The organism is Leptospira noguchii serovar Panama str. CZ214 (assembly GCF_000306255.2).
Lineage (GTDB): Bacteria > Spirochaetota > Leptospiria > Leptospirales > Leptospiraceae > Leptospira > Leptospira noguchii.
The window spans coordinates 306,387-331,242 of sequence record NZ_AKWY02000001.1 but is presented as its reverse complement, the minus strand read 5'-3'; the positions used below and the strand labels follow the sequence as shown (position 1 = coordinate 331,242).

The following is a 24,856-nucleotide window of genomic DNA, read 5'->3' as shown; positions in this document are numbered from 1 at the left end:
TTCCCACATTTCAAAATTTTACCGTAAAATATAGATTCGTGAGATTTCCCACAGATTAAGTCGCATTATAAATTCCTAAATATTCATTTTTTGTAATTCAATTCATACGAGTTCCGACAAATTATAGTTCTTATAGGTTTTTTGTACAAATTCCTTCGAAATAATGAATCCCTCAAAAATAAGGGACCCCGAAAGCAAATTGACCTTCGGGGTTTTATAATTCTAAAACGCAAAAGAAAGGATTTTATTTTTTTCCTAACCCGAGTTTATCGGCTCCGACAAGAATAGACATGTTTCCCGCCGGGTGTTTGTTTTCTTTCATCAACTGGTGAGAGTGCGCCGTCTCGTTCCAAGCGAAGGTTTTGGAAAGACAAGGATCTACTTTTTTATCGATCACTAAGTCGTTTAGACCTTTTGAGTTTTCGTCGTTCGCAAAATGAGAACCTTGCAGACGTTTTTGTCTCATCCAAAGATAACGTAAGTCTACGGTTGCGTTGTATCCCGTGGTTCCCGCGCAGATCACTACCATACCTCCCGTTTCACAAACGAACATAGAAGTAGGAATTGTGGTTTCACCCGGATGTTCGAACACGATCTTAGGATTATTTCCTTTTCCTGCGATGTCCCAGATCGCCTTTCCGAATTCACGAGCAGCCTTTGTCCATTCTACGAATTTTTCGGTCTTATTGATCTCGGAAGTCAAAGCTCCCCAGTGGTTGAACTTCTTACGATTGATAACGCCTGCCGCGCCGAGTTTCATACAGAAATCAATTTTATCATCTTCGGATACAACCGCGATCGGAACTCCACCAGCAGCTTTTACGATCTGAATCGCCATTGCACCGAGTCCTCCGGCTCCTCCCCAGATTAAAACCACGTCGCCTTTTTGCACGTCATTCGGTTTCCAGTGGTGAAGCATTCTATAAGCGGTAGCGCCCACTAACATGTAAGCAGCGGATTCTTCCCAAGTAAGATGTTTCGGTTTTGGAAGACACTGATGATCTTGAACCTTGCAGAATTGTGCAAAGGATCCCCAGTTGGTTTCATAAGCCCAGATCAGCTGAGAAGGCGCAAACATCGGATCTTTTCCCGCTTTGACCCAAGGATCGTTCTTATCCCAGATTCCACAGTGAAGAACTACTTCATCCCCTACTTTTACGTTTTTTACGTCGGAACCTACTTTATATACGATCCCAGATGCGTCAGAACCGCCGATATGAAACTTTTCGGGTTCACCTTTTTTATTTCTGGCGCCGATTACATCTACTGGAAATCCGAGTGCGGCCCAAACGTTGTTATAATTTACACCGGCTGCCATTACCGCAACGAGAACTTCGTCCGGAGCTATTTCTGGAACATCGATGAGTTCTTCCTGAATTGCTGTGATCGGATCTCCGAAGCGCTCGGGACGAACGACCTGTGCATACATTTTTTTAGGAACCTGTCCCAAGGGTGGGAGGGTTCCGATTGGAACGGATTCAATTTGGCTCATGTGCACAGATTTCTGAACTTTGGTTTTTGATCTACACCAATTTCAAGAAATTCGCGATGAATTGAGATCGGTTTTTGATAAAGTTTGATTTCCTTTTTTACGCGTTCAATTTTGAATCTTTAAAAATTTCATTTTGATATTTGGGTAGTTCCTAAATTGAATTTGAACCGTTAAAAATTATAATTTCTAAATTTTCAAAGTTTCACTGTAAAATCTAGATTTGTAAGAGTTCCCACAAATTTAATATCCTGAACAAATTGTCTCCCGGCTTAGCGATGTGCAGGGTGTAAGTCTTCGTCGTAGACGAAGACCGAGCGAAAATTCGCGAGCCCGTAACAGCGCGGCCGTCCGTTTTCGGACGGCAAGCCCCTGAAAAAAAAATCTTCAAAGATATTTATAGTCTCTAAATTATGTCCGGGGGAACGGATATACTCCGAGGGCAGAAACTAAATCATGATCCGATTCTTACATACAGCAGACCTACATCTAAGCCTAAAAGAGAAAGTTTATTCTCTTTCCGTTCTAAAAGAAATTATTTCCACCGCAAAAACTGAAGAATGCACTCATATTCTTTTTTGCGGCGACCTTTTCGATCGTAACTCTGATATCGCTTCTCTCAAAGAAGACGTCAAAGAAATCCTAACTTCTTTTCCTGGTAAAATTCTTTTTATTCCAGGCAATCACGAAGAATTAGGAATCCAAGAAGGTTTTTATCCTATTTCCGCGGACCTTTCTCCCATGTCTTATCCCCAAAAAAACGATCGTTTTAAACTTTGGTTCGAAGAAATAGACGGTGTAGACGTCGAATTTTTTGGTTTTCCGTTTCGTAGAAATTTAGATTATTCGAATATTCAATTTAGCGAAAAGAAAACTCTTTATCGTATCGCACTCTTACACGGCACAGATACAAAATTGGTAGAATACCTAGGCCCTTCCCCCGAAGATGCAGATTCAATTTTAGATTCGAAACCCTTTTTAGACGCTAAGTTTGATTACCTTGCCCTCGGTCATATCCATTCAGAACGCTCCGAAAGAATTGGTTCTCTTTTGATTGCGTATCCTGGTTCTCCTAGAGTCGTTTCTTCCGGCGAATTCGGTCCTCGTTCCGTCAACATCGTTACTCTGAGTAAAAACGAAACCCCAATCCTTCAAAAAAAAATCATTTCTTCTGCGGGTGAATTTAAAGAATTTTCTCTTTGTGCAAATCTCGCGGGCCAAATTCCAGATCTTTCTAAAATATCTTCTTTAATTTCCAAATTAGATTTTGTTCGTATTAAAATTTCTGGAATCGTAGAGGACGAACATATTGTTTCAGAAACCCTGAACCATTTCAGCAAATCCATTGTTTGTAGAAAATTAGAAATTAAAACGAATGACCTCAAAACCTCTTCTGCGCTAATCGATAATCCTATTGCAAAAGTATTTTATGATAAACTAATGGAAAAAAAATCAAATTGGAACGGCACAAATTCTCCAGATTGGAACGAAGTTTTAGTCTTAGGCTTAGAACAAATCGAAGAATTTTCTGGAAAAAAATGATATGATTTCTACAATTCAACTTCTTAATTTCGGAAAATTTAAAGGGAAAGAATTTGAACTTTCTAATTCTGCCACCGTTTTTTTAGGCAAAAACGAATCTGGCAAAACCACAATTTTTGACGCGCTTAGACTCGCAATCGGAAGTAGGTTCCTTACCGCCAATCAAGAACCTAAAAAAAGTATTCTTTCTCGTTATGGTGAAACTTGTTTAGAAGGTTATAATATTTTGGGAGAGGTTCCGGATCTTTCTAAAGATTCTGCTCCTCAATTTGTACACTGCGTTTCTCTCAGAGAAGGGGAATTGGAATTTGCATTTAACAACGATAAATTGATCAAGCCAGATTTTCTTCGGAGTAAACTTTTAAACAACGGTATCAACCTAGAAGGAATTTCAAATTCGTTTAAAAAAATTCACTCTCCAAAAACAAGCAGCAAAGATGCAGATTATTTTGACAGCCTCAAAAAAGAAATTGTGAATCTCCAAACCAAAAGATCCGAATTAATTTTTGAAATCGAAAATCTACATTCCAGAAATAAAAATAACTCCGAAAAAGAGGAAAAACATCTCAAAGATCAGAACAAAGAAATAGAAATTAAAAACAAACTCACACAGATCGAAAAAAATTCTGCTTTGGATTTAAAGATCCAAAAGAAAATTCAAATATTAGAATGTATTTCTGAAATCCAAAGACTAAAATCCATCGAAGAATTTATCAGAAAAAATCTTATCTATTCTAAAGACGAATCTTCAGCATTCGAAACTTTTCAAAAAGAAATTGAAAAATCAAAAAACAATACCTCTTCTTTTGAACTACTACTTAAGGATAAGGAAAACACAATCAATTCTAAAAAAAAAGAATTGAACGATCATAAAACCCAACTTTCCATCCTCCAAAAATTGAAACAAAAAGCAGAAGAATGGTTTGATAAAATAGATACGATCCTTAAAGAAGATGGCTTTTCCGAAGAATTCAAAACAATTCATTCTAATCCTTTGCATAAACTTTTAGGGATTATTTTATCCGGACTTGGTTTTTGCGGCGTAATAGGCTCTTTCGCCTTGTTTCTTTTTTCTAAACTATCTCTTACTACATTTTTAAGTGGAATGCTCCTTTCCGGAAGCCTAATCATTTTGGGTCTTTTGTTATTTTCTCGTAAAAAAGAATCTGTCAATTTTAGATATAGTTCCGAAAAGGAAAAAAATTTCGTTCTTAAAATCTCCGGACAATGGAATTTAACATTTCCAGAATATTCTATTCCTCTTATGGAAAAGATTGAAAATCTTAGACAATTTTTTTCTAAACAAAATCAAAACTTTGATCTTAAAACAGCTCAGATAGAATCGATTGAAAAGGAAATCCGATTTTTGACCGAAGAACTGGATCCGATCCGTTTCAGTTTAAAACTAGAATCTGAAAAAATTTCAAATCTAGAATCCAAAAGGAATTCCTGGTTGAACGATAGAAGATCAACTACAATCCAAGATTATCATAAACAAATCGCAGAATTTCAGGCTCAATCTAAAATTTTTTCCGAAGGTTTAAAAAAAATTCTCTCCGAACATTCTTCCCATAGTTTAGAAAATTTGGAGATCAAACAAAAAACTTTGATTGCAACGATGGAAGATATCCCGAGCCAATTTCCAAACGATCCAGAAAGAGAATTTAGGGATTCTAAAAAAAGAGAGCTTGAAAAAGAACTTCAATCTCTTGATAACGAATTAAAAAAATTGAATACTTCTATCCAAGTAGAAGACGCCAGAATTCAAGATCTACTTCCAGAAAAAGAAAAAAATCTTAAAGACACCATTCAATCTCTTTTTGAAAAAGAATTAGAATTTTCTAAAATAGAATCTAGGCGTAAATCTGCTAAAATTGCTCAGGAACTTTTTGAAGAAATTTCCAAAGATCAATCTACACAGTTTACTTTGGTCGCCTCCGAAATCGGTAAAGAAATCGATCTTTTACTTCCTAAAAGATCCATCACTCTAGAAGCGATCGATAAAAAAGATTCGATTAAAATGCAGGATGAAGCGGGTGCGTTTCGTTCTATTGATCATCTTTCCGGCGGTACCCTTGCTACTTTCTATTTGATTTTTAAATTGTTTTTGGCTCGTAAAACCGTTCCTAAAAAAGGAATTCTATTATTAGATGAACCATTCATTCATCTAGATCGTGGAAGAATTGAATCTGCATTTTTTTACCTCAAGAAATTCCAAGAAGAAACGGAATACCAAATCTGTTTTTTTACCAAACAAGAAGAAGTTGCAGATACGGTTTTGCGTTTTTTTAAAAATTCAAAAAAGATCTCTTTGTAATGCTGTTCAAAATCATACAATGAGTATTTAAAGTTCCATACAGATGTTAAATTTATTTAAAAGTCCATTATATTTCCAGGGGCAAAAATCAATTGAAAATTATTTTATTATATTCAATTTATATTAAATTATAATTTTAAAATCCAAAATTCAAACTATAGAAAATAAATGATACGGTCCTTATCTACATAGATTTGTCCAAAAACCTAAAACGCGACCCATAGGGAGTGTTTTGCTGAGTTTCAACGCGACCCATAGGGAGTGTTTTGCTGAGTTTCAACGCGACCCATAGGGAGTGTTTTGCTGAGTTTCAACGCGACCCATAGGGAGTGTTTTGCTGAGTTTCAACGCGACCCATAGGGAGTGTTTTGCTGAGTTTCAACGCGACCCATAGGGAGTGTTTTGCTGAGTTACTTCGAGCGTCAATAGAAGCGAGACGCTGATTTCCATAAAATGTGGGAACTACTGCATTTAGAGTTGTTGAAAAATGAATCTCTATATGTTTCTGTTTTACGAAAACGGTCAGCTGAAGCAGTTTTGTTAATCTGAACTATGGAATTTTTTAACAACTCTATTAAATATTTCTAAAAAATGATCGTATAAAATTCTTTTAGATTTTAGAAAAAGCTCACAATAAACATCAATTCAATAATATGCCTTCAATGTAAAAATCTGGGCGAATCCGGCGTTGCCGGACCGCGCTTTCAGCTCCGATCAACAAATTGATGGTTCGCTTAAAAACAAAAGCTTTTCATGAATTCAATTTGTTGATCACGCCTCAATCGCTTTCGCATTGGATTATACCGAAAATACGTTAACCAACACTTTATCAATACTCACAAATTACTCAATTAATAGGGATGATTAAAACTTTAGAATGTAGAAATTCATACAAAAATTAAATAAACTAAAACTTTTAAAATACATTTTACAAAATCATTTTGTAAAAACGGAAACACTTTCCAAATGACTTGTATGAGGAAATAAATCTACAGGAGTCATCTTTTCGTATTTAAAACTTTTTGTAAGTTCAATCGCATCTCTCAGAAGAGTTTCAGGATTACAAGAAACGTAAAGGATTCGACTTACTTTAGAATTTAATAATATTTTTTTAGTATCTGCGTCAAGCCCCTCTCTCGGCGGATCCAAAACCACCACATCCGAATTGTCATTTAAAGCCGTTTGTAGAGTATCTAAAACCTTTCCTTTAATAAAATGGACGTTTTCAACTTCGTTCGCTTTTGCAGCGCCAATTGCAGAACGGATCGAATTCGAATTTTCTTCGAGCCCGATTACCTTTTTAGATTTAGACGAGATATATAATGAAATTGTACCAATTCCACAATAAGCGTCTACTACGTTCTTATTCTCCGGAAGATCTTCTAAAATAAGATTGTATAAATTTTCTATCTGAAACGGATTTATTTGAAAAAATGTGGAAAGCCCAATCTGAAAATCAAGTTTACCGATTTTTTCTTTTACAAAATGCCTTCCATACCAAGTGACTTCTTTTTCTCCCAAAACCACCTTAGTGTTTTTACGATTTATATTTTGTAATATCCCTACTACTTCTGCTTTTGAATTTTCTTTATATAAAAATTGTTGAATATACGAATATAATCTGTCTGTGAGTTTTTTTCTTCCGGGAATTTCGCTTTCATTGGTGACAATTCCTACAAGAATTTCTTGAGAAGCGTTCGCTTTTCTAAGAACGATATGTCTTAAAAGTCCACTTCCTTTTTTTTCATGATACGGTTCTAAATTTTCGTTTCGTGCCCAATGACGAATCGCAGCAGCCACGATAGTCAAATCTTCATCTTGAATTTTACATTCTTTCTGATCGATGATAAACGTATTTTCTTTATTATGAAGACCAAGAGTCAGTACGGATTTTTTTCCTATCTTACGATGTCCAAAAGGAAGTTGAACCTTATGACGATACATTTGATCCTTTGGACTTTTTATGATCTGTCGAATTTCCAGCCCTTTAAAACCTCCGAATCGTTTTTCGATTTCTTCTTGTTTATGTTGAAGTTGTTTTTCGTAACCGATATGCAATCGATCACAACCGGCACATTCCGGATAATGTTGACAAGACTGATTCGCTGGAGGTTTCATTCTCCGCTCAGGCTTTTGTTTCTTTACGACCTGTCAATTGAATTCGTTTTTTAAAACCGATCACATCAAATAAGTTTTTCCGTACTTATCTTGAATTGTAGGATCAGCGCCTTTCTCTAAAAGAAATTGTAAAGATTCCAACTTTCCTTCGTTTATACAATGATGTAAAGGATTCATTCCTCCTTTATCTTTTTGATCAGGTTCCGCTCAACTTTGAATCAAAACGAATATCATATCCAAAGAAAAATCGTCTTCTAAGATAGAATGAATGAGAGGAGTAAAACCGGTAATCTGATCTGCAAGATTCGGGTCAGCGCAATATTCAATTAAAACTTGAACAATTTCCAATTGATGGTATTTCACCGCGACTAAAAGAGATGTTATACCCGATAAAAATTGAGATTCGGACTAAAACCATTTTGCAAAAGAATACGAATCCGTTTCAAGTTTCCGTTTCGAATCGAACTAAAAAAAGAAACCGATTCCACAAAGAACCAGGACAATCCTTTGTGAAATTTTTTCTTTCATTTAGTTTTTATCGTCTTTCATTAGCAAATAATTATAAAAAACTTTTTATAAATGGCAATTGTTAAAACCGATTTAAGTTTTCGAAAAAATTGTAGAGTTAAAATTAAAACACGAACAAAAGAAATACTATGTTAGGTAACATTAAAATCGAATATTCAACTTGACCAAGTCTAAGATCGATGCAGAAATTATAGAGAAGCATCATGGTTCGATTCAATTTTTTTCAAGGACAAATTCTATTCATTTTAGGAATCTTTTTTGTTTTCAATCATTGCACACAAGACTCGGAACCACCTCATGTATTTGCAACTTCAGGGGTTATCGATCTTACTTCTTGGGATTTTGAAAAACACGGCCCAGTAGCTTTACAAGGAGATTGGATCTTTCGTTGGAAAGAATTTATTGAAAATCCTAAAATCGACTCGGAAAAAAATCGGACTATACCAGTTCCTAAAGCTTGGACTAGAATTCAAGAACCGGACGGAAAAAATTATCCAGGAACCGGAATTGCAACATACTTTTTGAAAGTAATTCTTCCAGAAAATCTAAATTCAAACAATCTTGCAATCTTAGCCGAAACTTCAGAAACAGCATACGAGGTTTGGATAGATGATAACAAAATTGGAACTCAAGGTATTCCTGGAAAAACAGCGGATACTTCAACTCCCGAATGGAACGTAAAAATTTTACCGTTTCAAATCGATAAGAAAGAATTTCAAATTAGAATTCCTCTTTCCAATTTTTATCACGCGAGAGGTGGATTGACAGCACGTTTGATTTTAGGTGATGAAGATCAAATCATCCGACTACGAGAAAGAAGGATGACCATGGATGTATTTCTCCTCGGATTTTTAGTCGCGATGGCGTTGTATCATTTCACTCTTTATTTTTTGAGAAAAAAAGACGCGGCTCTTTTGTATTTTGGAACTATTTGTTTTGTGTTTTGTTTTAGAGAAATTAGCACCGGACAAAACCTAATTCAAGTAGTTTTTCCCGGAATTTCATATAACGTTCATATGAGAATTGTATATCTAAGTTTTTATCTTCTTACACCAATTACCGCTGCATTTTTACGTGCCTTATTTCCGGAAGAATTAAAAAAAGAAGTTTATTATGGAATCGTTTTTATCTCCTCTATTTTTTCTTTGATAGTTGTTTCCCAAGATCCCGTTCTATTTACCGCAACGATAGAGCTATATTACTTATTTACATTTTTTTGTTTTGCGGTGGGGTTTTACGTATTAATACTCGCGTTAATCCGAAAAAAGCCCGGAGCAATAGCCATATTAGTCGGAATGTTAGCGGTCTTTCTCTCTTACAGTCAGGATATTTTTTATACAAAAAGAATCATACCTACGTTTATACTCGCTCCATTTGGATTGATTGCTCTTATTTTTTCCGAAGCGTATCTTTTAGCTAAAAGGTATTCTCTGGCTTTTAACGCAGTAGAAGATATGTCCGAAAGTTTAAAAAAAATTAATTCTTCTTATAAACTTTTTGTTCCTAAAGAATTATTAAAAATATTAAATAAACATGATATTCTTGATATTAAACTCGGAGATATAGCGGAAGAAGAAATGAGTCTTCTCTACAACGAAATTAGAACCTTTTCCGATTTTTCGGAAAAGATAACCGGAAAAGAAAACTTCGAATTTATCAATTCTTTTTTAGGTAAGGTTGGTCCCGTAATTCGGAAAAGAGACGGGTTTATCGATAAATATTTTGGAGAAGCATTTTTGGCGTTATTTCCCCCAGAACCAGAAAAGGCTTTGGAAAGCGCTATTGAAATACAACGAATTTTAAGAGAATTTAATCGAGAAAGAATTGCAAACGGAAAAGATCCCATTCGTTCCGGAAGCGGGATCCATACAGGACCAATCTTACTCGGAACGATCGGAGAAACAGAAAGAATGGAAAGCACAGTGATTTCTTCTTCGGTGAACGTAGCTTCTAAAATTGTACAACTTTCTAGAACATATGAATCCTCACTGTTAATCACCGATTCGACTCTATTTCGTTTAACAAATTCCTCCGAATATTTTTACAGAGTTGTGGATCGTATTCAAATTCGAGATCAAAGAAGTATTTATACGATTTTAGAAGTTCTCAACGGACTTCCTGAAAATTTAATCGATTCTTACATGAAAACAAGAGAAGAGTTTGAACACGGAATTCTTTTATTTCGAGAAAAACACTTCGAGGAAGCATGTCTTATTTTCAATCGTATCTTGGAAAAAAATCGAGTCGATCAAGCTGCGAGAATCTATCTAGAAAAATCAGTCCACAATTGCAGATTTGGAGTTCCTGAAAATTGGCAAGGAATTACTCTTTTAGAAGACTAAAAGCCGTCTCAAAAATATCTTAGAATCATCAGATTTGGTATTTCAAATAAAGACAAAGTATTCTTGAGATAGTTTGCAGTTTTATGCAGTAATTCTAATATTCTTTACTTAAACATACATTAGAGTTGTTGAAAAAATAATTTCCTCATCTGTTTCTATTGCATTGAAATGGACAATTGAAACAGTTTTTGCTAAACTTCGCTATGGAATTTTTCAATAACTCTGATAAAGATTAGGTCTTTTATTAAAGTGAGTTCGACGTAAGAAAATCTTGGTGAATAAGAAACTCAATGTTGCTTCCTATGAAGTGCAACATAAACAATCGCTTTCACATTGGTCACATCAAATTCACATTTTATATGTAATAGTTCTGAGTAAAAAACGTAACCTGTGGAAACTCCCTCGTTTTATTCAAATTACAGATGAATTAAAACGAGGTTTGAACAGATTTTAGCAAAAGATACAATGAGTTCATTACATTTTGCGAAATTGTTCAGAAGTCTCGATTTAGTTCCTTTTTAGAAGCAAAAATTCCCAAAATCTTTAATTGTGCTTCTTTTATCTTTTCAGAACTATCGTGCGAATCATCCGATCTCATCAACTCTTTCATCAACCAACGAGAAGACTCTCTATCTAGAAAACCTAATACTTGAATCACGAGTTTTTCACGTACACTTTTTAGCGCTTCCGCCAAATCGAGAAGACTGACTTGTTTCAATAAATCCTTCAATTCGTTATAAGATAAAGAATGGAATGCTCTGCTTAAAAGTATATCTGAATCGATTTGAGGTTTAGAATTATAAAACTCAGCGTAAAAATCATTGAGAAGAACTGTATCTACCTCTTTTCTTTTTTGGTTTACGAAATCCCAAAAATTTTTCTGATAGGATTCTCCAAAATAAGAAGCTACCTTTTCTAAAAAAACGGAAATAGGTAATTCTTTCTGAATCGTTTCTATCCCTTCGAAGATAACGATTCTATCTAAAAGTTCCTTTCCTTCGTAACCTCCGGATATTATATAACCTTTTAAGATATTACTTACATTTTCGGAATCCATTCCAATTCCCATCAAATCAAATCCTTTTCTCAAAAGAAAAGGATACTCATCGGAATCAAAGGCATCTATAAAAAAGTATTTTCCAAATACGTAACACTTTTCACTCAGTTCCAACATCATTCCTAAAGTTCGTAAACTTTGTTCTCGATCCTTATCCGTGCAAAAAAGTTGATTGGGGCGTATATGTGCCAGCATGTTTTAATATCTCCAAATTTTATCGTATTGATTTATTCCAATTGATCGTCTCTTTAACGTTTTACGATCCGCTTGTAAGCGATAAGTTTTATCTTTATTTAAGATGCGTTAATAGACGTGGATTTACTTTTATTTAAAACTCTTTTCTTAAAATTTCTATATTAAAAATCAAAAAACCGTTTTTGATGTTCTTACAACTAATTCTTTCGTTTTAATTTTACAATTTAAAGCGAAATAATCTAAACATTTTTACACTAAAAGTTTTTTAAAATTATAAACAAATAAAAAGCTCATCTCTCGAGTAATCCAAATAACGTGAAAATTTAAAAATTCTTTTAAAACAAATACTTACGTTGAATCACTTTAGTATATACTTCAAGTTTGGCTTTTATTAAAGTCCGGAATAGAATCCGCGTTGCTTGTATTTCAAAATAAGGGAACTAAGGGAAAAAGGATGACTTTTAAAGATTCAGAATAATGAGCCAGTGGTTCTCGTTCTAAAATAGGAATATTATGGTTTTTTAAAATTGTGTTATGCGAAATATCGAATTCAGCCTTCTGAAGCGACCAAGGCAAATGATGGACTTCTCCTCGATAAATTCTTTTCTCGGAATCCATGCTATAAAGGCAATATCTTTCCGTGAGCCAATTTTCTAAGGTGTTTTGTTTTGATTGATAAATTTTCGAAGAAGGAAAATAGGTCGCGTGGAATTCTCCCGGATTTGCACGGGAATCGATTCGAATACAATGGAAGTCTTTTTTAATTCCCTTTCTTCTAAATCGCATTTTCGCATTTAAATAAGATAGATAAAAAAATTTTCTCGCAACTTCGACCACAATACGATTTCCAGCGTCCAAGCTGAAAAAATAAACTCCCGGCTTACCTTGTGTTTTGACGTAAGTCCTAACGTTCAATTCGGAAAAATAGGAAACCCAAGGCAAAGGCGGTAGGAAGATCGGCCTAACTCCTTTCATACGAAATGGAACTAAACCTACGTATGCCTTACCTTGAAATGTATCTGCCTCCAATCCCCGAGGTAAAATTTCATCTAAGAATTGTTTGGAAATCTCCCAATGAAGAAAAAGTAATTCTTCCCAATACTGAATCATAAACGGCTTCGATTTTGGTAAAGGCCAAGGTCGATGCGAAGTTTGACTGAGTATATCAGTCAGTGAATTCAATTTCATCGATTTATTATGAAATCGTTATAGTTCGCAGTCAATTTAAGTTTGATCTAAAAAAGGAATTAAGTGTTGTTCAACATACTGAATTACTTTTTGAATTCGATCAGAGGTACTCCACCTTTCTGAAATTATACGAGGTGCATTCCAAAGAAAAATTGTTTCCATAAAAACTTTTCGAGGATCTGGAAAAAAAGATTCGATTTTGATTTCAATTCCATGATCTTCCGGATCTTGATTATTAAGTGGAGGTAAAACAAATCTAAGTCCTCCGCCTAAAATGGGTCTTCCAAGTTGTTGTAAACCATCCCTGTTCTGACGCAGCCTTTTTTCCCAAATTTCACCAAACGCGTGTTCTGTGGAAGAATCCGTTAAAAGTCGAACGGTGAGATCACTTTTTACGACATTTTTTCCTTGAATCGACCAAACCTTATCAAACGCTTCTAACACTCTTTCAAAATCCTCTTCGATAGATTCTAAGGAGACTTCCGGATTTTCGGATACGATAAGTAATTGTGTGATATTCGGCCCAGCATTGAGTACTTGAATGGTTAAAACCGATTGTGAAAGTTGTCTCGTAAGAACGTTTTGATTTGGTGCGTAGTTGGTACCGGTGATTTCAATTCCCAATTCTTCTAAATTAGATTGAAATTGAAAAATTTCGGATTTGGATCGAACTGTGATCGGTAGAAATAGATCACTGAGTCCAACGTGAATGATATTTCGATTTCGGTTCATGATTTTGCCGTTTGAGTCCTTTCTCTCAAACGAATCTTTTTTGAACAGAAAAGAAACTAAATTTGAATAAGAGTTATCTGTATTTTAAAATGAATAAATCTTGCAGACCAATTTCAGAGACTCCATTAACAGGGCCATCCGAATATCCCGAACAATAAAGATTTCCTTCCGAATCTCTTGCAAGTCCGGTGCTCTCTATAGATGTATTGGTAGTCCCAACTTGTTGAAGCCATTTCATCTCTCCCGAAGAACTGTATTTAGTTAAAAATAGGTCTTTATCTCCTATCGAACTTTCTACTTCATCCAAAAGATTTACATTACTATGACCTGTTAAAAAAACGTTTCCTACTTCATCCGTTAAAATTGCGCTCACCGATGTCTGTTTATCCAAATTGATTGTGATTGGACCAAGATGCCGAATCCATTGTAAAGCACCGGAAAAATCATATTTAATTAAAAATCCACGATAATTTGTTTGTTCTCCTGATTCTAAATTAACGTTAGTATACCCACCTACAATAACATTTGAAAACGGATCCACACTGATTGAAACCCCTTCAGTTGAACGAGAAGTAAAACCCAATTGAGCAAAAAATTGCCTATTCCCATTACTATCGTATTTAAAAATAAAAAAGAAATTAGAATCAGTATTCAGACGTGAAAGAGTTTCAAAGTTTGCATTTCCAGAACCAATTATATAAATACTACCCGTTATTTTATCAATTGTGATTCCGTTTGAAGCAATAATAACACCCGGAATCATAATTTGTTTTAACCAAATTTGATTACCATTGGTGTCAAATTTAAGAATAAAAGCGCAATTCCCTGTTATATTTTCTTCAAAAGATCCGTTAGAACTTCCAAGTATATAAGAATTTCCTAATTCATCTACAACAATCTTATGAGGATACATATTGTAGAGTCCTCTATTGCTAACTCGTTTGGCCCAAGTTTCAGTTCCTTCAGAGTCAAATTTAACTAAAAACAGATCAAATTTGCCGGATGCAGAGCCCGCAAAACCATTCTGTGTAAAACCAAGAACGTATGAATTTCCATTTGGATCCACTCCAAAATCACTAACTTGCAAGAATGCTTGTGGAGCCCCAATTTGCCTTCTCCAAATTATATTCTTATGAGAATCATATTTACCAAGAATCACATCTGTTATCCCAATCAATTGTTCTCGGAAAATCGCTTGATTTGTATCTCCTGCTACATAAATAAAATCGTTATGATCTATACCGATATTAACCCCATAAGTTCTTGCACGAGGAGCACCTTGCAACAAAGTCCATTCTAAATTTAAAGAATCTAAATCTTGATGAGAAATCTCTATCGCTTCCTCTCTAATTTCAGTTTCCATATTGATTTCTGAAATTATACCTCCCTTGTGAATTAAAAATTGAAACCAATATTCCCTTGTTTCCGGGTTTGAAAAATTGTACAAATGTTGTGCAGAACAAGCCTGAAGGAATATAAAAATTATAACTAAATTATGCATCGTTTTATTTTTCCAAAAAAGACATCTTATTAATTATAGTATAATATTATGGAAACATTTTGCACATATATTTCAATAAACATAGGGAGAATCATCCTATTGGAAATAATAAAGGCAAATATGAAATAAAGAAGATAATTTTTAAAATATTATCCGATTGGTTTCACTGATCATGGACTTAAGAGATATTTCTTAAGAAATATAAATAATTTTTTTTCAGATTCGATTAACTATTGATGTCGTCTACGTAATAAATAAATTGAATTCATTGACGAGTCGCCACTCAGAAGCCAAATTTTATACAACTTTCAACAAGATTTACAACCGTAAGAATATTCTATTTTCATTAAATACTTATCGAAACACTTCTTCAAAACCTAAGATTGTCTACAGACTACACTAAGAGCCGGTCTCAAAACTACCTATCAAAAAAGTTAAAAGCAATGATAGAGCTTGCGAGATAAAGAGATGCAAGATAATTTTCAGATTTTCTTTCCCAACGAATTAGGATAGCCCTGAATCGATTGTGCCAACTGTTAGTTCTTTCAACGACCCAACGTCTAGGTTTTCCTTTATATTTACCGATGAGAGGCTTTTCACCTTTTTTCCGAATATGAGATTGAATGTTTCTTCTTTTGATTAAAACTTCTATATCTTTGAAATCATAACCTTTATCTAAACAAATATGTTTTGGCTTCTTTCTTCTTTTTCCGGAAAATATTAGGATTGAATTCAACGTATCTTTTACACCGTGTTTGTCATGAACGTTAGCTCCAGTCAACGTAATTGCCAAAGGAATTCCATTTCCATCTGTAAGAATATGTCGTTTAACCCCTAATTTGGCACGGTCTGTAGGGTTTTTCCCAGTTAAGCTCCCCCTTTGGGAGCTTTAACCATTGCCGAATCCATCGAAGCCCAGTCCCATGCTATTTGATTCTTTACATCATAATATTTTAAAATAGATTTATAAATCTTTTTGAATACTCCTGCTCGTTCCCATTCTTGAAATCTTCTGTGACAAGTTTGGCCTGATCCAAACTCATTCGGAATGGCACGCCACTGACAGCCTGTTTTCATTCGATAGATGATACCTGACATTACTACTCGTGTTGGTACTCGATTGCGACCTCCTTTCGGATTTACCTTTTCTTTCGGGATTAATGGGGCTATTTGTTTCCAAAGTGCATCCGGTATCTATGAATAATATTTGTCCATTTCACATTGATATTATTACCCTTTCTCTCTACAAACAGTTTTGAGACCGGCTCTTAGTTGAACGTGAGTTCGGTGTAAGAAATCTAGGATTCATTTTTCTGAAAAAAGTTAGGATTTGAACTTTACAGATCGATTCCTAAGTGCGGGAACTCACACAAACCACGTTTTTACGAACAAATCTTAAATGTAGGAACTCATACTATCAAAAAATTCTTTTTCATTTTCTTACTTCGAACCCACAGTATTTTATAAATTTATAATAAGTCTATAAGACGCACCGTTGTATATTTGCAAACATTCTTAATTATTAAATTTTTTTAATATTTAAATCTTGGGGATTGTCCCAAAACCTGTCGAGGGGGATGCTAAGTTTTTCGAATGACCCTGAAATTTGAGTTTCACAAAAATGTGGGAACTACTATGAAAATTTAACAACATTAGAACTTCTCGAAAGTTCGCAAATTGCCAAATGCGACCTGTCGAGCGACCATAGAAGCGAGACGCTGAGTTTCCAGAGCGACCATAGAAGCGATGCATTGAATTTCACAAAAATGTAGGAAACTCTATTTTATTAAAAATTCCTAAGGAATGATTGCGTAAAATTCTTTGAGATTTTGGGATAAACTCTTAATAGAAACAAACCGATAAAACCGTTTCAATAATCGTAGATATATTTTTTCAAAAACTCTAATTTAAAAAAAACATAAATTTCAAAATAGATAAAATCAACCCCAGCCCTCTCCACCGTCAACATCCGCCCAAAGATACCAAGAAAGAATCGTTCTATAAGGAGAATATGTATTTAAGAAAAGTTGAATTTCTTTTTTGTTATCCTTAGAAATTCCATAGTGTTTTTCGACTGATTTCCTAAGGATAAGATCATTGATGGAAAAATGATCCCAACGATCCAAAGCGAAAATCAACACCATTTCAGCGGTCCAAGGCCCCACACCTTTAATAGAACAAAGAAGATTTAGAATATCAAAATCTTCTAATTTACGGAGTTTAGAATCGGTGATACTTCGTTTTAAGTAGGCTTCAGCAATACGTTTAATCGTTTCAGTCTTGGCTTGAGAAATTCCGATTTTTCTCATCTTATTATTCGGTATTTTTAAAATTTGTTCGGGAGAAGGAATCCTTTTACTTCCAGCCAAAGAAATCAACCTACGTTCAAAAGTCAGTGCAACTTTAACGGAGAGTTGTTGTCCTAAAACAGATTTAATCAAAACCTGATAAGGGGTTCCGATAGTTTTTAATTTACAAAGACCAATAGAATCGATCAATTTTTTTGTAATCGGATCTTTTTTACGAAGCCAATTAGATGCATTTTTAAGACGAGCTTCCCTATTTTCTAAAACGTTAGAAGAAAGTTTTTTCAGATGAGTCGATTGGGAAGAATTTGGAGAAGACATTTAAACTCAAGAAAGTATGTTGTTATACTCTTTTTTTGAGTTTGTTTTCCATCTGAGATTTTTTTCTATAAACGTGAACTAACTTTTCTAATTCTACTAAATCGGTGCAACTGAGTTTACCCTGATCCAGTTTGATCCATTTGTTTTTAGTTAAAAGATCCAAAACCAAGTTTTCGTCTTTTGGATAAGAAAGACCCACCATTTTAATCAAGTCCTTCGTGCCAATTTCAAAGTTATATAAAACTTTTGGCGTAATTTTAATCCTATTTTTTTCAACAAGAGTCAACAGAGTATCTGCAATTCTACCCTGCGGATCATTAATCATCAAATTTGCAAGTTGTTTATAAGCGGTCCAAATTCTTTCGGAAAGAAGTGTGATCAAACGGGTTGCAAGTTGAGGTTGCGCCTTAACCATACCTTCAAAGTTAGCTTTGTTAATCGCAAGAAGTTGAACGTGGCCCCATGCAATCGCCGAAGCGGATCTTGGTTTATTATCTAAAAGAGCCATCTCGCCGAAAATGTCTCCGTTCTGAAGAACCGCAAGTAAGACTTCATTTTTATCTACGATTTTAGTGATCTTCACTTTTCCGTTTTGAATGATATACAATTCTCTACCGGGTTCATGTTCGCAAAAGATCATCTCGTTATCCGCATACATACGATTGAACTTAGTAAGATCGATGACAGGAGATTGCATCGGTTGATTCATCGTTTGTAATTTTAGTTTAGCCTGAGTAGCGAACGGCCCATTTGGAAGATATTGGAGGTATTTTTGGAAAGCGTAGGCAGCGTGATGGTTATTCTTCTGATTAAAATAATTTTCCCCAATGTTATAGAGTTCGTTCGGATCTTCTTCTACTGCAGAACGAAATGTCAGACGAGTAATCGTCTGATCAAACTGACGCAGCTTCATAGAAAAATAGCGAATGATTTTCATTGCGACCGGAGTGTTTCTTTGAATGAGGGTTCCGAATTGATCGTAACTTACCTCGATTACAGAAACATCGGTCAACGCCACTGCAGATTCAATTTGAGCGTGTTGGCTCATAGCAGCGACAACTCCGAAAAAGTCCCCTGGACCTTGAACCGAATTTGGATCTTCGCCAACAACCGGATTTTCTCTGCCTATTTTTACCTTTCCTTCTCGAATGATAAAGAAACTAGGGGAATCCTTTTTACCTTCTACGATAATGTAGGAGCCCTTTTGGAAATTAACGATTTGGAAGATCCCTGTGGACATGCTGTAATGTTAATATTTTTTTTGAAAATCAGAGTTCAACTGTTTTCATTATCGGTTTTAAAGAATCCAATCTCTAAAAAAAGAATTACTTTTCTGCACATTCCTGTATTTCCGTGTTTGAATCTTTTAAAATTTCCCTTTCGGAGAGTTCCAAAGAAGCTTTTTCCGCTAGTTCTCTGGAAAAATACTGATTGCAAATCGATTTAAAAACCTCTTTTGCCTTATTCTCCTCACCGATTTCAAGATAGAGTTTACCGGCTTCGAAAAGAGCATTTAACCCCAAAGAAGAAGTAGGTTCTTGGGCATACTGATATAAATTGATTTCGAGTACTTTTTCAGGACGGCCAAGTCTGGAATAATTATCTTTTAAAACCTGATAGGCTTTATTTTTAAATTTACTAGATGGATAAAGAATCAGGAAATTTTTAATTTCCTCAATGGATTTATGAAATTTACGGTCTTTGTAAGCTTCTTCCGCAATCCTAAGTAGATTTTCAGCCTGAGTTTCAAAAAGAGAATTTGCGCTCAAAGAACCCGCAAAACAAAACCAAATCAGAAAAGAAACGATAAACATCTGAGTCCTAAGAAACTTTATATTTCGACCTTTTCGTGCGATTTTCGGAAATGCAAAAAAAGTTTCAAATCGACGACTGTTGAGTTTGATTCGTTGAAAAGCCGGATATTCCAAAAGAAAATTGAGTTTAAAATTTATTTCCGATTCAGATTTTTTTATCATAAGCTCATCTCCATAATTTTTCATTTAGGTTTTGGAAAAGATACACTCAGAAAGTTGAGTTTTGTAAATTCAGGGATAAAAAACCCAGGGGTTGAGACAAACGATAAAGGAAGGTTGAAATCTACGATACTTTGTAAAAGAAGCAAAAGATTTTATGACCTGCAAGATAAAACTCCGAAGGAAACTCCTACTATTAGAATTATCTGCAGGTTTTTCGAAAAGGTTGATTACTTTTTCTTATCGATTGTCTTGCGATGGTGTTCGCAAAGTCTGTAGAGTTTTCCGGAAGAAGGGTTTTTTTTGGTAACCTTATTTCCGCATACAATACAAAGACCGTTATTTCTTCTTTTTTGATAAAGGAGTTGAACTCTTTCAGCGCCAGACAGGTTGTATTTACTAACCTGTATTCTGAATCCTTTATATAAGTAATTTCCAACCACTTCAATGGATTGAGATTTAACGCCCGTTATTAGGGACTCAAGATCGTCGTTTGAGATTTTTTTTGGTTTCATACAAATATTTATGACGAAATCACCTAATTAAAATTACAGAAAAAAGTAAACGAGTAAATTTTTTTTATAAAGGATCTAAAAACTAAAACATTGCTTAAACTCGGTGAATTTAGAATACAAGGATCTAAAATAGTCTCTTTCTAAAATAAGAATCTATTCCAAAACAGGAAAGATCAAATTCCAGTAAAACCGTTGATCCAAAGGTCATCTATTTTTGGATTTGAAGTCCATTTTTAAGCAATTTTTTGATCAACCCGTCTTATAGAACCAAGTAAAAATAAATTCTTGATAAAAGAAAACAAAATTTAGTATAAATTTCTAATCGCTTTTCGAATATAAAAATCGACCCAAGGTTCAACTTCCCTATCTTTTGTTTTAAAAACTTTCACCTAACCGGGAAAAAGCTTACAACCAAAAACGTTTTCAAGGGACGGTCTATTCGAAAGATTCTTAAGAAATCTGACGATCAAGAACGAAAAACTTGCAAAAAACAATTGAGTTCATAAAATTAAATGGAATTAATAGGAAGATTCTATGAAAAAACGAAGATTATTCTTCAATCCCATTCAAAAACAAATTCTTAAAAAAATCCTAAGATTGTTTTATTTCGTTTTTATTCTTTCGATCTTATTTACAAATACTACCTGTCAACAAAGCACAAAAAATAAGATTCAAAAAATATTATCAGATCGCCAGATCCCGGTCGAAGAAAAGATACGTCAAACGTCTTTCTTACTGTTAGGCGACCGCTTAAAAGAAATCGAAATATCTCCGAACTTTTCTTCGGATGGAAGTACGACCGGTTCATTAGTTATAAACCTTTCTGTGGGAGGCAATACAGCTCTTACATTTTTAGGAGAAAAAGAATATAAGGAAAGAATGAAGTTAGAAGCCGCGTTGTTGTCTTTTAGAATTTTACAAACTCTCAGAGGTCTACCCGTAGAAAGTCTTAGAGTAAGCATCGTAAAACCATATTACGTAAAAAATTCCGAAACGGACTCTATAGAAGAGTTCGAAGTCTTTCGAGCAAAAATGGAAAAGAATTCCCTGATCCGTATCCAAGGATTTGAAACCGTGGATTCATTTGCGGCAGATTCTTACGATTCTCCGGAACCAGAAGTTTTAGATGTAATGGTTCAAATCGTTCGAACCTGGAAAGTAGAGTTGGATGAACTAAATCGTGTGGAATTGAACTAGAATTTCAAACTTATAGAAATGATTTTGATATTCTCAAATATATTAAACATTCATAAAAGAACCAAACCGTATTAACGCAAATTTAGCATTATAAAAAATGAATATTTTAAAAACCTGTAGTACGCTAATTTACAGAAATTCTTACAAATCAAAATTTTATAGATAAATTGGTGTGGTACCCACGTGAAAACAATTAGATGTTAAACTTAAACTACCTAAAATAAGTTAATAAAGTTGTTGAAAATTCCATAGTGACGATCAACAAAACTGCTTCAATCGACCGTTTCAATAAAACAAAAACAGATGGAGAATTCATTTTTCAAAAACTCTAATTATGAAATCGGTTGAAGTTTACCGCCGGAAAGTTGATTTCTTTTATGAACCAAAGAAGCTAACTCCATATCGTGTGTAACAATAACCATAGAAAAACGGAATTCTTTTTGTAGTTCTAAAATCAAAGCCATTAAATTACGAGAATTTTCTCGATCTAAATTACCTGTTGGTTCATCCGCAAGAACAAGTTTTTTTCCAGCTACAAGCGCTCTTGCAACTCCTACTCTTGCGCTTTCTCCACCGGAAAGTTGAGAAGGAAAATTATCATGACGTTCTCTAAGACCAACTCGATCCAACATTTCAATCGACATTTGTCTAGCTTTGCCTGGTTGAATCCCGTTGATCAAAAGAGGAATACTTACATTCTCTAAAGCGGTAAAATCCGGAAGAAGAAGGTGATGTTGAAAGATAAAGGAAACTTTTTCGGCTCTAAACTTTTCCTTTCCAATTTCGGAAATTTGATCTAACAAAACCCCGCAGACGTTTACTTCACCCGCATCAGAAGAATCCATAGAACCTAAAATATTTAAAAGTGTTGACTTTCCGATTCCAGACTTTCCTTCCACGGAAACGATCTCACCTTCTTCAACGTCCAGATCTAAATGATCCAAAATTTTAAATTCTTTTTCTAGAATATGATAATTTTTTACTAAATTTCTTACTTTGATCAGACTCACGTTAGTCGTTCCTTATCGTATCCACAGGATTAAGGCCAGCGGCCCATCTCGCAGGAAAGTAACCCGCAATTCCGGATAAAATCGTAGCGGCGGTAGTAACCATAAAAATAAATGAAATATCAATATCCACTGGAATGTGATCGAAGTAATAAACGTCTTTAGGGACCAACTCCACGTTTGTCCATTCGGAATGATAAAAATAATATCCTACCATATTGATAAGTTCAGAAAGTCCGTTTACGATCGTTTCCAAATTACTCGCAATAAAAATTCCTGAAACTCCTCCTACAAGAGAAGCAAGAACTCCTACAACCATCGCGTTCAAAGTAAAAATTAATAAAACACCAGAAGAAGGTAGACCAAGAGCTTTTAAAACTCCAATCGATTTTCTTTTCGCTCTCACTAAACTATAAACACTTGCAACCATTCCCAATGCAGCGAGAATAATAAATAAGAAAACGATAATAGAGATGATCGTCTTTTCTAATTTCAAAGCAGTGAAAAAATTCTCCTGTTCTTCTGCAATCGTTCTTACACTAAAAGAAGCGGAATAACCGATCTCATTTTCAAAATCGGGATTTCTAAATTCTTTTAGAATTTCCTTTTTACAATTTTGTAAATCGTCTAACGACTTTACTTTGATCGCGATCTGATTTACTGAATCCTTCAAATTAAAAAATTTTTGTGCGACAGGAAGCGAAAGAAAAACGTAATGTGTATCGTAGTTATAATAACCGGTTTTAAAAAAACCTACCGTATGAAACGTTTTGATAGAAACATCCACACCCTTTCCAAGAGAAAACCTTCCTCCTGGAACGGCCATAGTCAAATTCGCTCCTAAATCAAAGTCGTAAATACCCGCCATTTCCTTTCCAATCAAAACCTGATTTTCAACATTGTATCTTGCAATTTCTTCACGGTTATGATGAACAATTCGAGGAAAGTTAGTAAGTTTATTTCCTACGAGATCATGAATGTTTTCAACAGGAAGCGCGCGCACCATAATAGGAATAAACGAGTTCGTGTTTTGAATCAAACCGTGGCTCGTAATACTTCCACCGATGGAAACGATCCTATCTTTTAGATAAGGATTCCTACTTAGCCAAGCGATTATCTTTTCATAATTTTTAATATCACCGGAATCAAATTTGTTTTCTATAGTGATATGAGGTCCACCTTGCCAAAGTGATTCTTTTACTTGTCTTTGAAATCCGTTGAATATGGATAAGACTACGATGAGAAGAGAAACCCCAACGGCCATAACGATAAATGACAGTCTAGATTTTAATGAGAGAAGACCAGCAACTCGTGAGCCTCGAATATAACGAGAAGTTACCAGAAATATCAAAGAGCCTCGGAACAAATTTACCTTCATCAAAAAACTCTTAAAATTAGAAGGGGAAATCCTTCCTTAGTTTGACAATTCTCTGAATCCGAACCAGAATGTCAAAAATAAAGAAGAAAGTTTTTCAAACATAACCTTCTCAAATCAAAAATACATGAGTTCCGATCAGGTTTATACGTTTCAATTTATCTCTAAAGATACGTCCTTATCCGTTCACATCTTATTTACAAGCGTTATTGATATTCAACAAGCAAAGATAGAAAAGCTAGAAGTAGTGGCTGTTGGAAAATCTGAGAACATCGACTCTGTTCAACTTTCCGTTTCAACTCACAAAGATATCGTAAAAGTTTGCCAAAAATTAAAATACGAAGGTAAACAGCTTAAAAATCTTACAAATAGATTGATAGAATTGTTTCAAACAAACGGTAAGTCAGATGATTTTATGGAACAGTTGATTCATTATTTTAATGGAAAGGATAACGATAAGATCAAATACATTCTCAATCAAGTAATCAGTCAGGCCGCAGGAAATTCAAAACCGGATATTCAATTTTTTTATACAATCCTAGAACGATCCAAATTGAATGAAGAAAGTCAAAAAGATACTTTTGAAGATTCCTCTTTTGAAGAAAAAAACGAAGATACTTCTTCGCAGCCCGCTTCATTTGAAACTAAAAAACCCGTAGAAACCTTGGAGCAATTTATACCTTCAGGCGTTAGGGTCATTCCAATGAAATACGTTCTTTCTCCCGTTTCAGGAATTCAGGTCAACACTCTCAAACCGGGGGATAGAATTATGATTCAATTATTAAAATCGGATTCTTCTTCTCAAAGTATCATAGAAGCGATGAAACTAGAAACTCCAGAAGGACAAATCAGACCTTTACCTGGAACCGTAGTCGCTTCTAAAAACAACGGAGTGGAAAATGAAACGGTGATTCAAATTGGTTCAGATGTATTTGGAAAAATTTATGAGGAAGAGAACTCGATCAAGGTTCGTCCTTACTCCGGAGAAAAACCAATCTTAATCGGAGAAAAATCTTCCGGCTCCAAAAGTAAAACAAAAATGTCCGAGACCTCAGAAGACTCAGGATTGATGATTACAATTTTGATCGCTTTAGGAGTGTTAGGAATTTCAATGACTGCAATTTTTTCATTTCTTTTTTAACGAAACCAAATT

18 protein-coding genes and 1 pseudogene are annotated in these 24,856 nt (G+C 34.6%); 5 read left to right on the top strand and 14 right to left on the bottom strand.

Translation table 11 applies throughout. The features are described from left to right. Window positions 1–244: 244 nt before the first annotated feature. Entirely contained in the window at window positions 245–1,492 is a 1,248-nt protein-coding gene (gene ccrA, locus LEP1GSC059_RS01470) for a crotonyl-CoA carboxylase/reductase (RefSeq protein ID WP_002179557.1), read from the bottom strand. Between the two features lie 453 nt (window positions 1,493–1,945). Between ccrA and LEP1GSC059_RS01465 the strand changes: the two genes are divergently transcribed. Continuing rightward, window positions 1,946–3,031, top strand: coding sequence for a metallophosphoesterase family protein (locus LEP1GSC059_RS01465; RefSeq protein WP_020980141.1), 1,086 nt, complete (start codon window positions 1,946–1,948; stop codon window positions 3,029–3,031). 1 nt (window position 3,032) lies between these two features. Further along, window positions 3,033–5,348 carry an ATP-binding protein gene (locus LEP1GSC059_RS01460; RefSeq protein WP_020980143.1) on the top strand — a complete coding sequence of 772 codons (2,316 nt, stop codon included), beginning with the start codon at window positions 3,033–3,035 and terminating at the stop codon, window positions 5,346–5,348. 936 nt (window positions 5,349–6,284) lie between these two features. Here the strand turns inward: LEP1GSC059_RS01460 and rlmD are convergent. Further along, the gene (rlmD, locus tag LEP1GSC059_RS01455) at window positions 6,285–7,466 is read right to left on the bottom strand and encodes a 23S rRNA (uracil(1939)-C(5))-methyltransferase RlmD (protein ID WP_002179453.1); all 1,182 of its coding nucleotides are present in this window, start codon (window positions 7,464–7,466) and stop codon (window positions 6,285–6,287) included. A gap of 72 nt (window positions 7,467–7,538) precedes the next feature. Beyond that, window positions 7,539–7,956, bottom strand: a pseudogene (locus tag LEP1GSC059_RS24575) (ankyrin repeat domain-containing protein); the annotation flags it as partial. A gap of 241 nt (window positions 7,957–8,197) precedes the next feature. Between LEP1GSC059_RS24575 and LEP1GSC059_RS01440 the strand changes: the two are divergent. Continuing rightward, a complete protein-coding gene (locus LEP1GSC059_RS01440; protein ID WP_017215187.1) occupies window positions 8,198–10,336 on the top strand; it encodes an adenylate/guanylate cyclase domain-containing protein in 2,139 nt (712 codons plus the stop codon). Window positions 10,337–10,829: 493 nt separating this feature from the next. Here LEP1GSC059_RS01440 and LEP1GSC059_RS01435 read toward each other — a convergent pair whose 3' ends face one another. From LEP1GSC059_RS01435 to LEP1GSC059_RS01390, 9 genes are all read right to left on the bottom strand, one after another. Next, the gene (locus LEP1GSC059_RS01435) at window positions 10,830–11,588 is read right to left on the bottom strand and encodes an LIC10244 family PerRA/PerRB upregulated protein (protein ID WP_002179252.1); all 759 of its coding nucleotides are present in this window, start codon (window positions 11,586–11,588) and stop codon (window positions 10,830–10,832) included. Window positions 11,589–12,014: 426 nt separating this feature from the next. Continuing rightward, window positions 12,015–12,656, bottom strand: coding sequence for a YqjF family protein (locus tag LEP1GSC059_RS01430; RefSeq protein ID WP_235592150.1), 642 nt, complete (start codon window positions 12,654–12,656; stop codon window positions 12,015–12,017). 156 nt (window positions 12,657–12,812) lie between these two features. Beyond that, the gene (locus LEP1GSC059_RS01425; protein WP_002154410.1) at window positions 12,813–13,508 is read right to left on the bottom strand and encodes a hypothetical protein; all 696 of its coding nucleotides are present in this window, start codon (window positions 13,506–13,508) and stop codon (window positions 12,813–12,815) included. A gap of 73 nt (window positions 13,509–13,581) precedes the next feature. Beyond that, entirely contained in the window at window positions 13,582–15,009 is a 1,428-nt protein-coding gene (locus tag LEP1GSC059_RS01420) for an SBBP repeat beta-propeller lipoprotein, LipL53 family (RefSeq protein WP_020980118.1), read from the bottom strand. 418 nt (window positions 15,010–15,427) lie between these two features. After that, window positions 15,428–16,203 (bottom strand): IS5 family transposase gene (locus tag LEP1GSC059_RS22670; protein ID WP_155243374.1). Its coding sequence is split into 2 segments (ribosomal slippage): window positions 15,428–15,879 and window positions 15,879–16,203, totalling 777 coding nucleotides; the frame shifts between segments, so codons are not numbered across the junction. Between the two features lie 746 nt (window positions 16,204–16,949). Beyond that, on the bottom strand, window positions 16,950–17,636 hold the full coding sequence (locus tag LEP1GSC059_RS01405; protein WP_020980068.1) for a DNA-3-methyladenine glycosylase family protein: 687 nt from the start codon (window positions 17,634–17,636) through the stop codon (window positions 16,950–16,952). Window positions 17,637–17,658: 22 nt separating this feature from the next. Beyond that, window positions 17,659–18,876 (bottom strand): cyclic nucleotide-binding domain-containing protein, encoded by a 1,218-nt coding sequence (locus LEP1GSC059_RS01400; protein ID WP_000103068.1) that lies wholly within the window; start codon window positions 18,874–18,876, stop codon window positions 17,659–17,661. 85 nt (window positions 18,877–18,961) lie between these two features. Beyond that, on the bottom strand, window positions 18,962–19,612 hold the full coding sequence (locus LEP1GSC059_RS01395) for a tetratricopeptide repeat protein (protein WP_020980101.1): 651 nt from the start codon (window positions 19,610–19,612) through the stop codon (window positions 18,962–18,964). Window positions 19,613–19,839: 227 nt separating this feature from the next. After that, window positions 19,840–20,124, bottom strand: coding sequence for an LIC10235 family protein (locus LEP1GSC059_RS01390; RefSeq protein ID WP_000802848.1), 285 nt, complete (start codon window positions 20,122–20,124; stop codon window positions 19,840–19,842). A gap of 534 nt (window positions 20,125–20,658) precedes the next feature. On the opposite strand from LEP1GSC059_RS01390, the gene LEP1GSC059_RS01385 reads away from it, so the two are divergent. After that, entirely contained in the window at window positions 20,659–21,321 is a 663-nt protein-coding gene (locus LEP1GSC059_RS01385) for a hypothetical protein (RefSeq protein ID WP_017215184.1), read from the top strand. Between the two features lie 332 nt (window positions 21,322–21,653). On the opposite strand, the gene LEP1GSC059_RS01380 is transcribed toward LEP1GSC059_RS01385, so the two are convergent. Together LEP1GSC059_RS01380 and LEP1GSC059_RS01375 are read right to left on the bottom strand one after the other, a co-directional pair. Then, a complete protein-coding gene (locus LEP1GSC059_RS01380) occupies window positions 21,654–22,331 on the bottom strand; it encodes an ABC transporter ATP-binding protein (RefSeq protein WP_002179138.1) in 678 nt (225 codons plus the stop codon). Between the two features lies 1 nt (window position 22,332). After that, on the bottom strand, window positions 22,333–23,706 hold the full coding sequence (locus LEP1GSC059_RS01375; protein WP_002179387.1) for an ABC transporter permease: 1,374 nt from the start codon (window positions 23,704–23,706) through the stop codon (window positions 22,333–22,335). A gap of 124 nt (window positions 23,707–23,830) precedes the next feature. On the opposite strand from LEP1GSC059_RS01375, the gene LEP1GSC059_RS01370 reads away from it, so the two are divergent. Beyond that, window positions 23,831–24,844 carry a hypothetical protein gene (locus LEP1GSC059_RS01370; protein ID WP_017215183.1) on the top strand — a complete coding sequence of 338 codons (1,014 nt, stop codon included), beginning with the start codon at window positions 23,831–23,833 and terminating at the stop codon, window positions 24,842–24,844. The last annotated feature ends 12 nt before the right edge of the window (window positions 24,845–24,856 follow it).

What these genes read in the sequence shown, in the direction of transcription:
- ccrA (WP_002179557.1), bottom strand. Translation starts at nt 1,492, where the DNA reads ATGAGCCAAATTGAATCCGTTCCAATCGGAACCCTCCCACCCTTGGGA.
- LEP1GSC059_RS01465 (WP_020980141.1), top strand. Translation starts at nt 1,946, where the DNA reads ATGATCCGATTCTTACATACAGCAGACCTACATCTAAGCCTAAAAGAG.
- LEP1GSC059_RS01460 (WP_020980143.1), top strand. Translation starts at nt 3,033, where the DNA reads ATGATTTCTACAATTCAACTTCTTAATTTCGGAAAATTTAAAGGGAAA.
- rlmD (WP_002179453.1), bottom strand. Translation starts at nt 7,466, where the DNA reads ATGAAACCTCCAGCGAATCAGTCTTGTCAACATTATCCGGAATGTGCC.
- LEP1GSC059_RS01440 (WP_017215187.1), top strand. Translation starts at nt 8,198, where the DNA reads ATGGTTCGATTCAATTTTTTTCAAGGACAAATTCTATTCATTTTAGGA.
- LEP1GSC059_RS01435 (WP_002179252.1), bottom strand. Translation starts at nt 11,588, where the DNA reads ATGCTGGCACATATACGCCCCAATCAACTTTTTTGCACGGATAAGGAT.
- LEP1GSC059_RS01425 (WP_002154410.1), bottom strand. Translation starts at nt 13,508, where the DNA reads ATGAACCGAAATCGAAATATCATTCACGTTGGACTCAGTGATCTATTT.
- LEP1GSC059_RS01420 (WP_020980118.1), bottom strand. Translation starts at nt 15,009, where the DNA reads ATGCATAATTTAGTTATAATTTTTATATTCCTTCAGGCTTGTTCTGCA.
- LEP1GSC059_RS01405 (WP_020980068.1), bottom strand. Translation starts at nt 17,636, where the DNA reads ATGTCTTCTCCAAATTCTTCCCAATCGACTCATCTGAAAAAACTTTCT.
- LEP1GSC059_RS01400 (WP_000103068.1), bottom strand. Translation starts at nt 18,876, where the DNA reads ATGTCCACAGGGATCTTCCAAATCGTTAATTTCCAAAAGGGCTCCTAC.
- LEP1GSC059_RS01395 (WP_020980101.1), bottom strand. Translation starts at nt 19,612, where the DNA reads ATGATAAAAAAATCTGAATCGGAAATAAATTTTAAACTCAATTTTCTT.
- LEP1GSC059_RS01390 (WP_000802848.1), bottom strand. Translation starts at nt 20,124, where the DNA reads ATGAAACCAAAAAAAATCTCAAACGACGATCTTGAGTCCCTAATAACG.
- LEP1GSC059_RS01385 (WP_017215184.1), top strand. Translation starts at nt 20,659, where the DNA reads ATGAAAAAACGAAGATTATTCTTCAATCCCATTCAAAAACAAATTCTT.
- LEP1GSC059_RS01375 (WP_002179387.1), bottom strand. Translation starts at nt 23,706, where the DNA reads ATGAAGGTAAATTTGTTCCGAGGCTCTTTGATATTTCTGGTAACTTCT.
- LEP1GSC059_RS01370 (WP_017215183.1), top strand. Translation starts at nt 23,831, where the DNA reads ATGAGTTCCGATCAGGTTTATACGTTTCAATTTATCTCTAAAGATACG.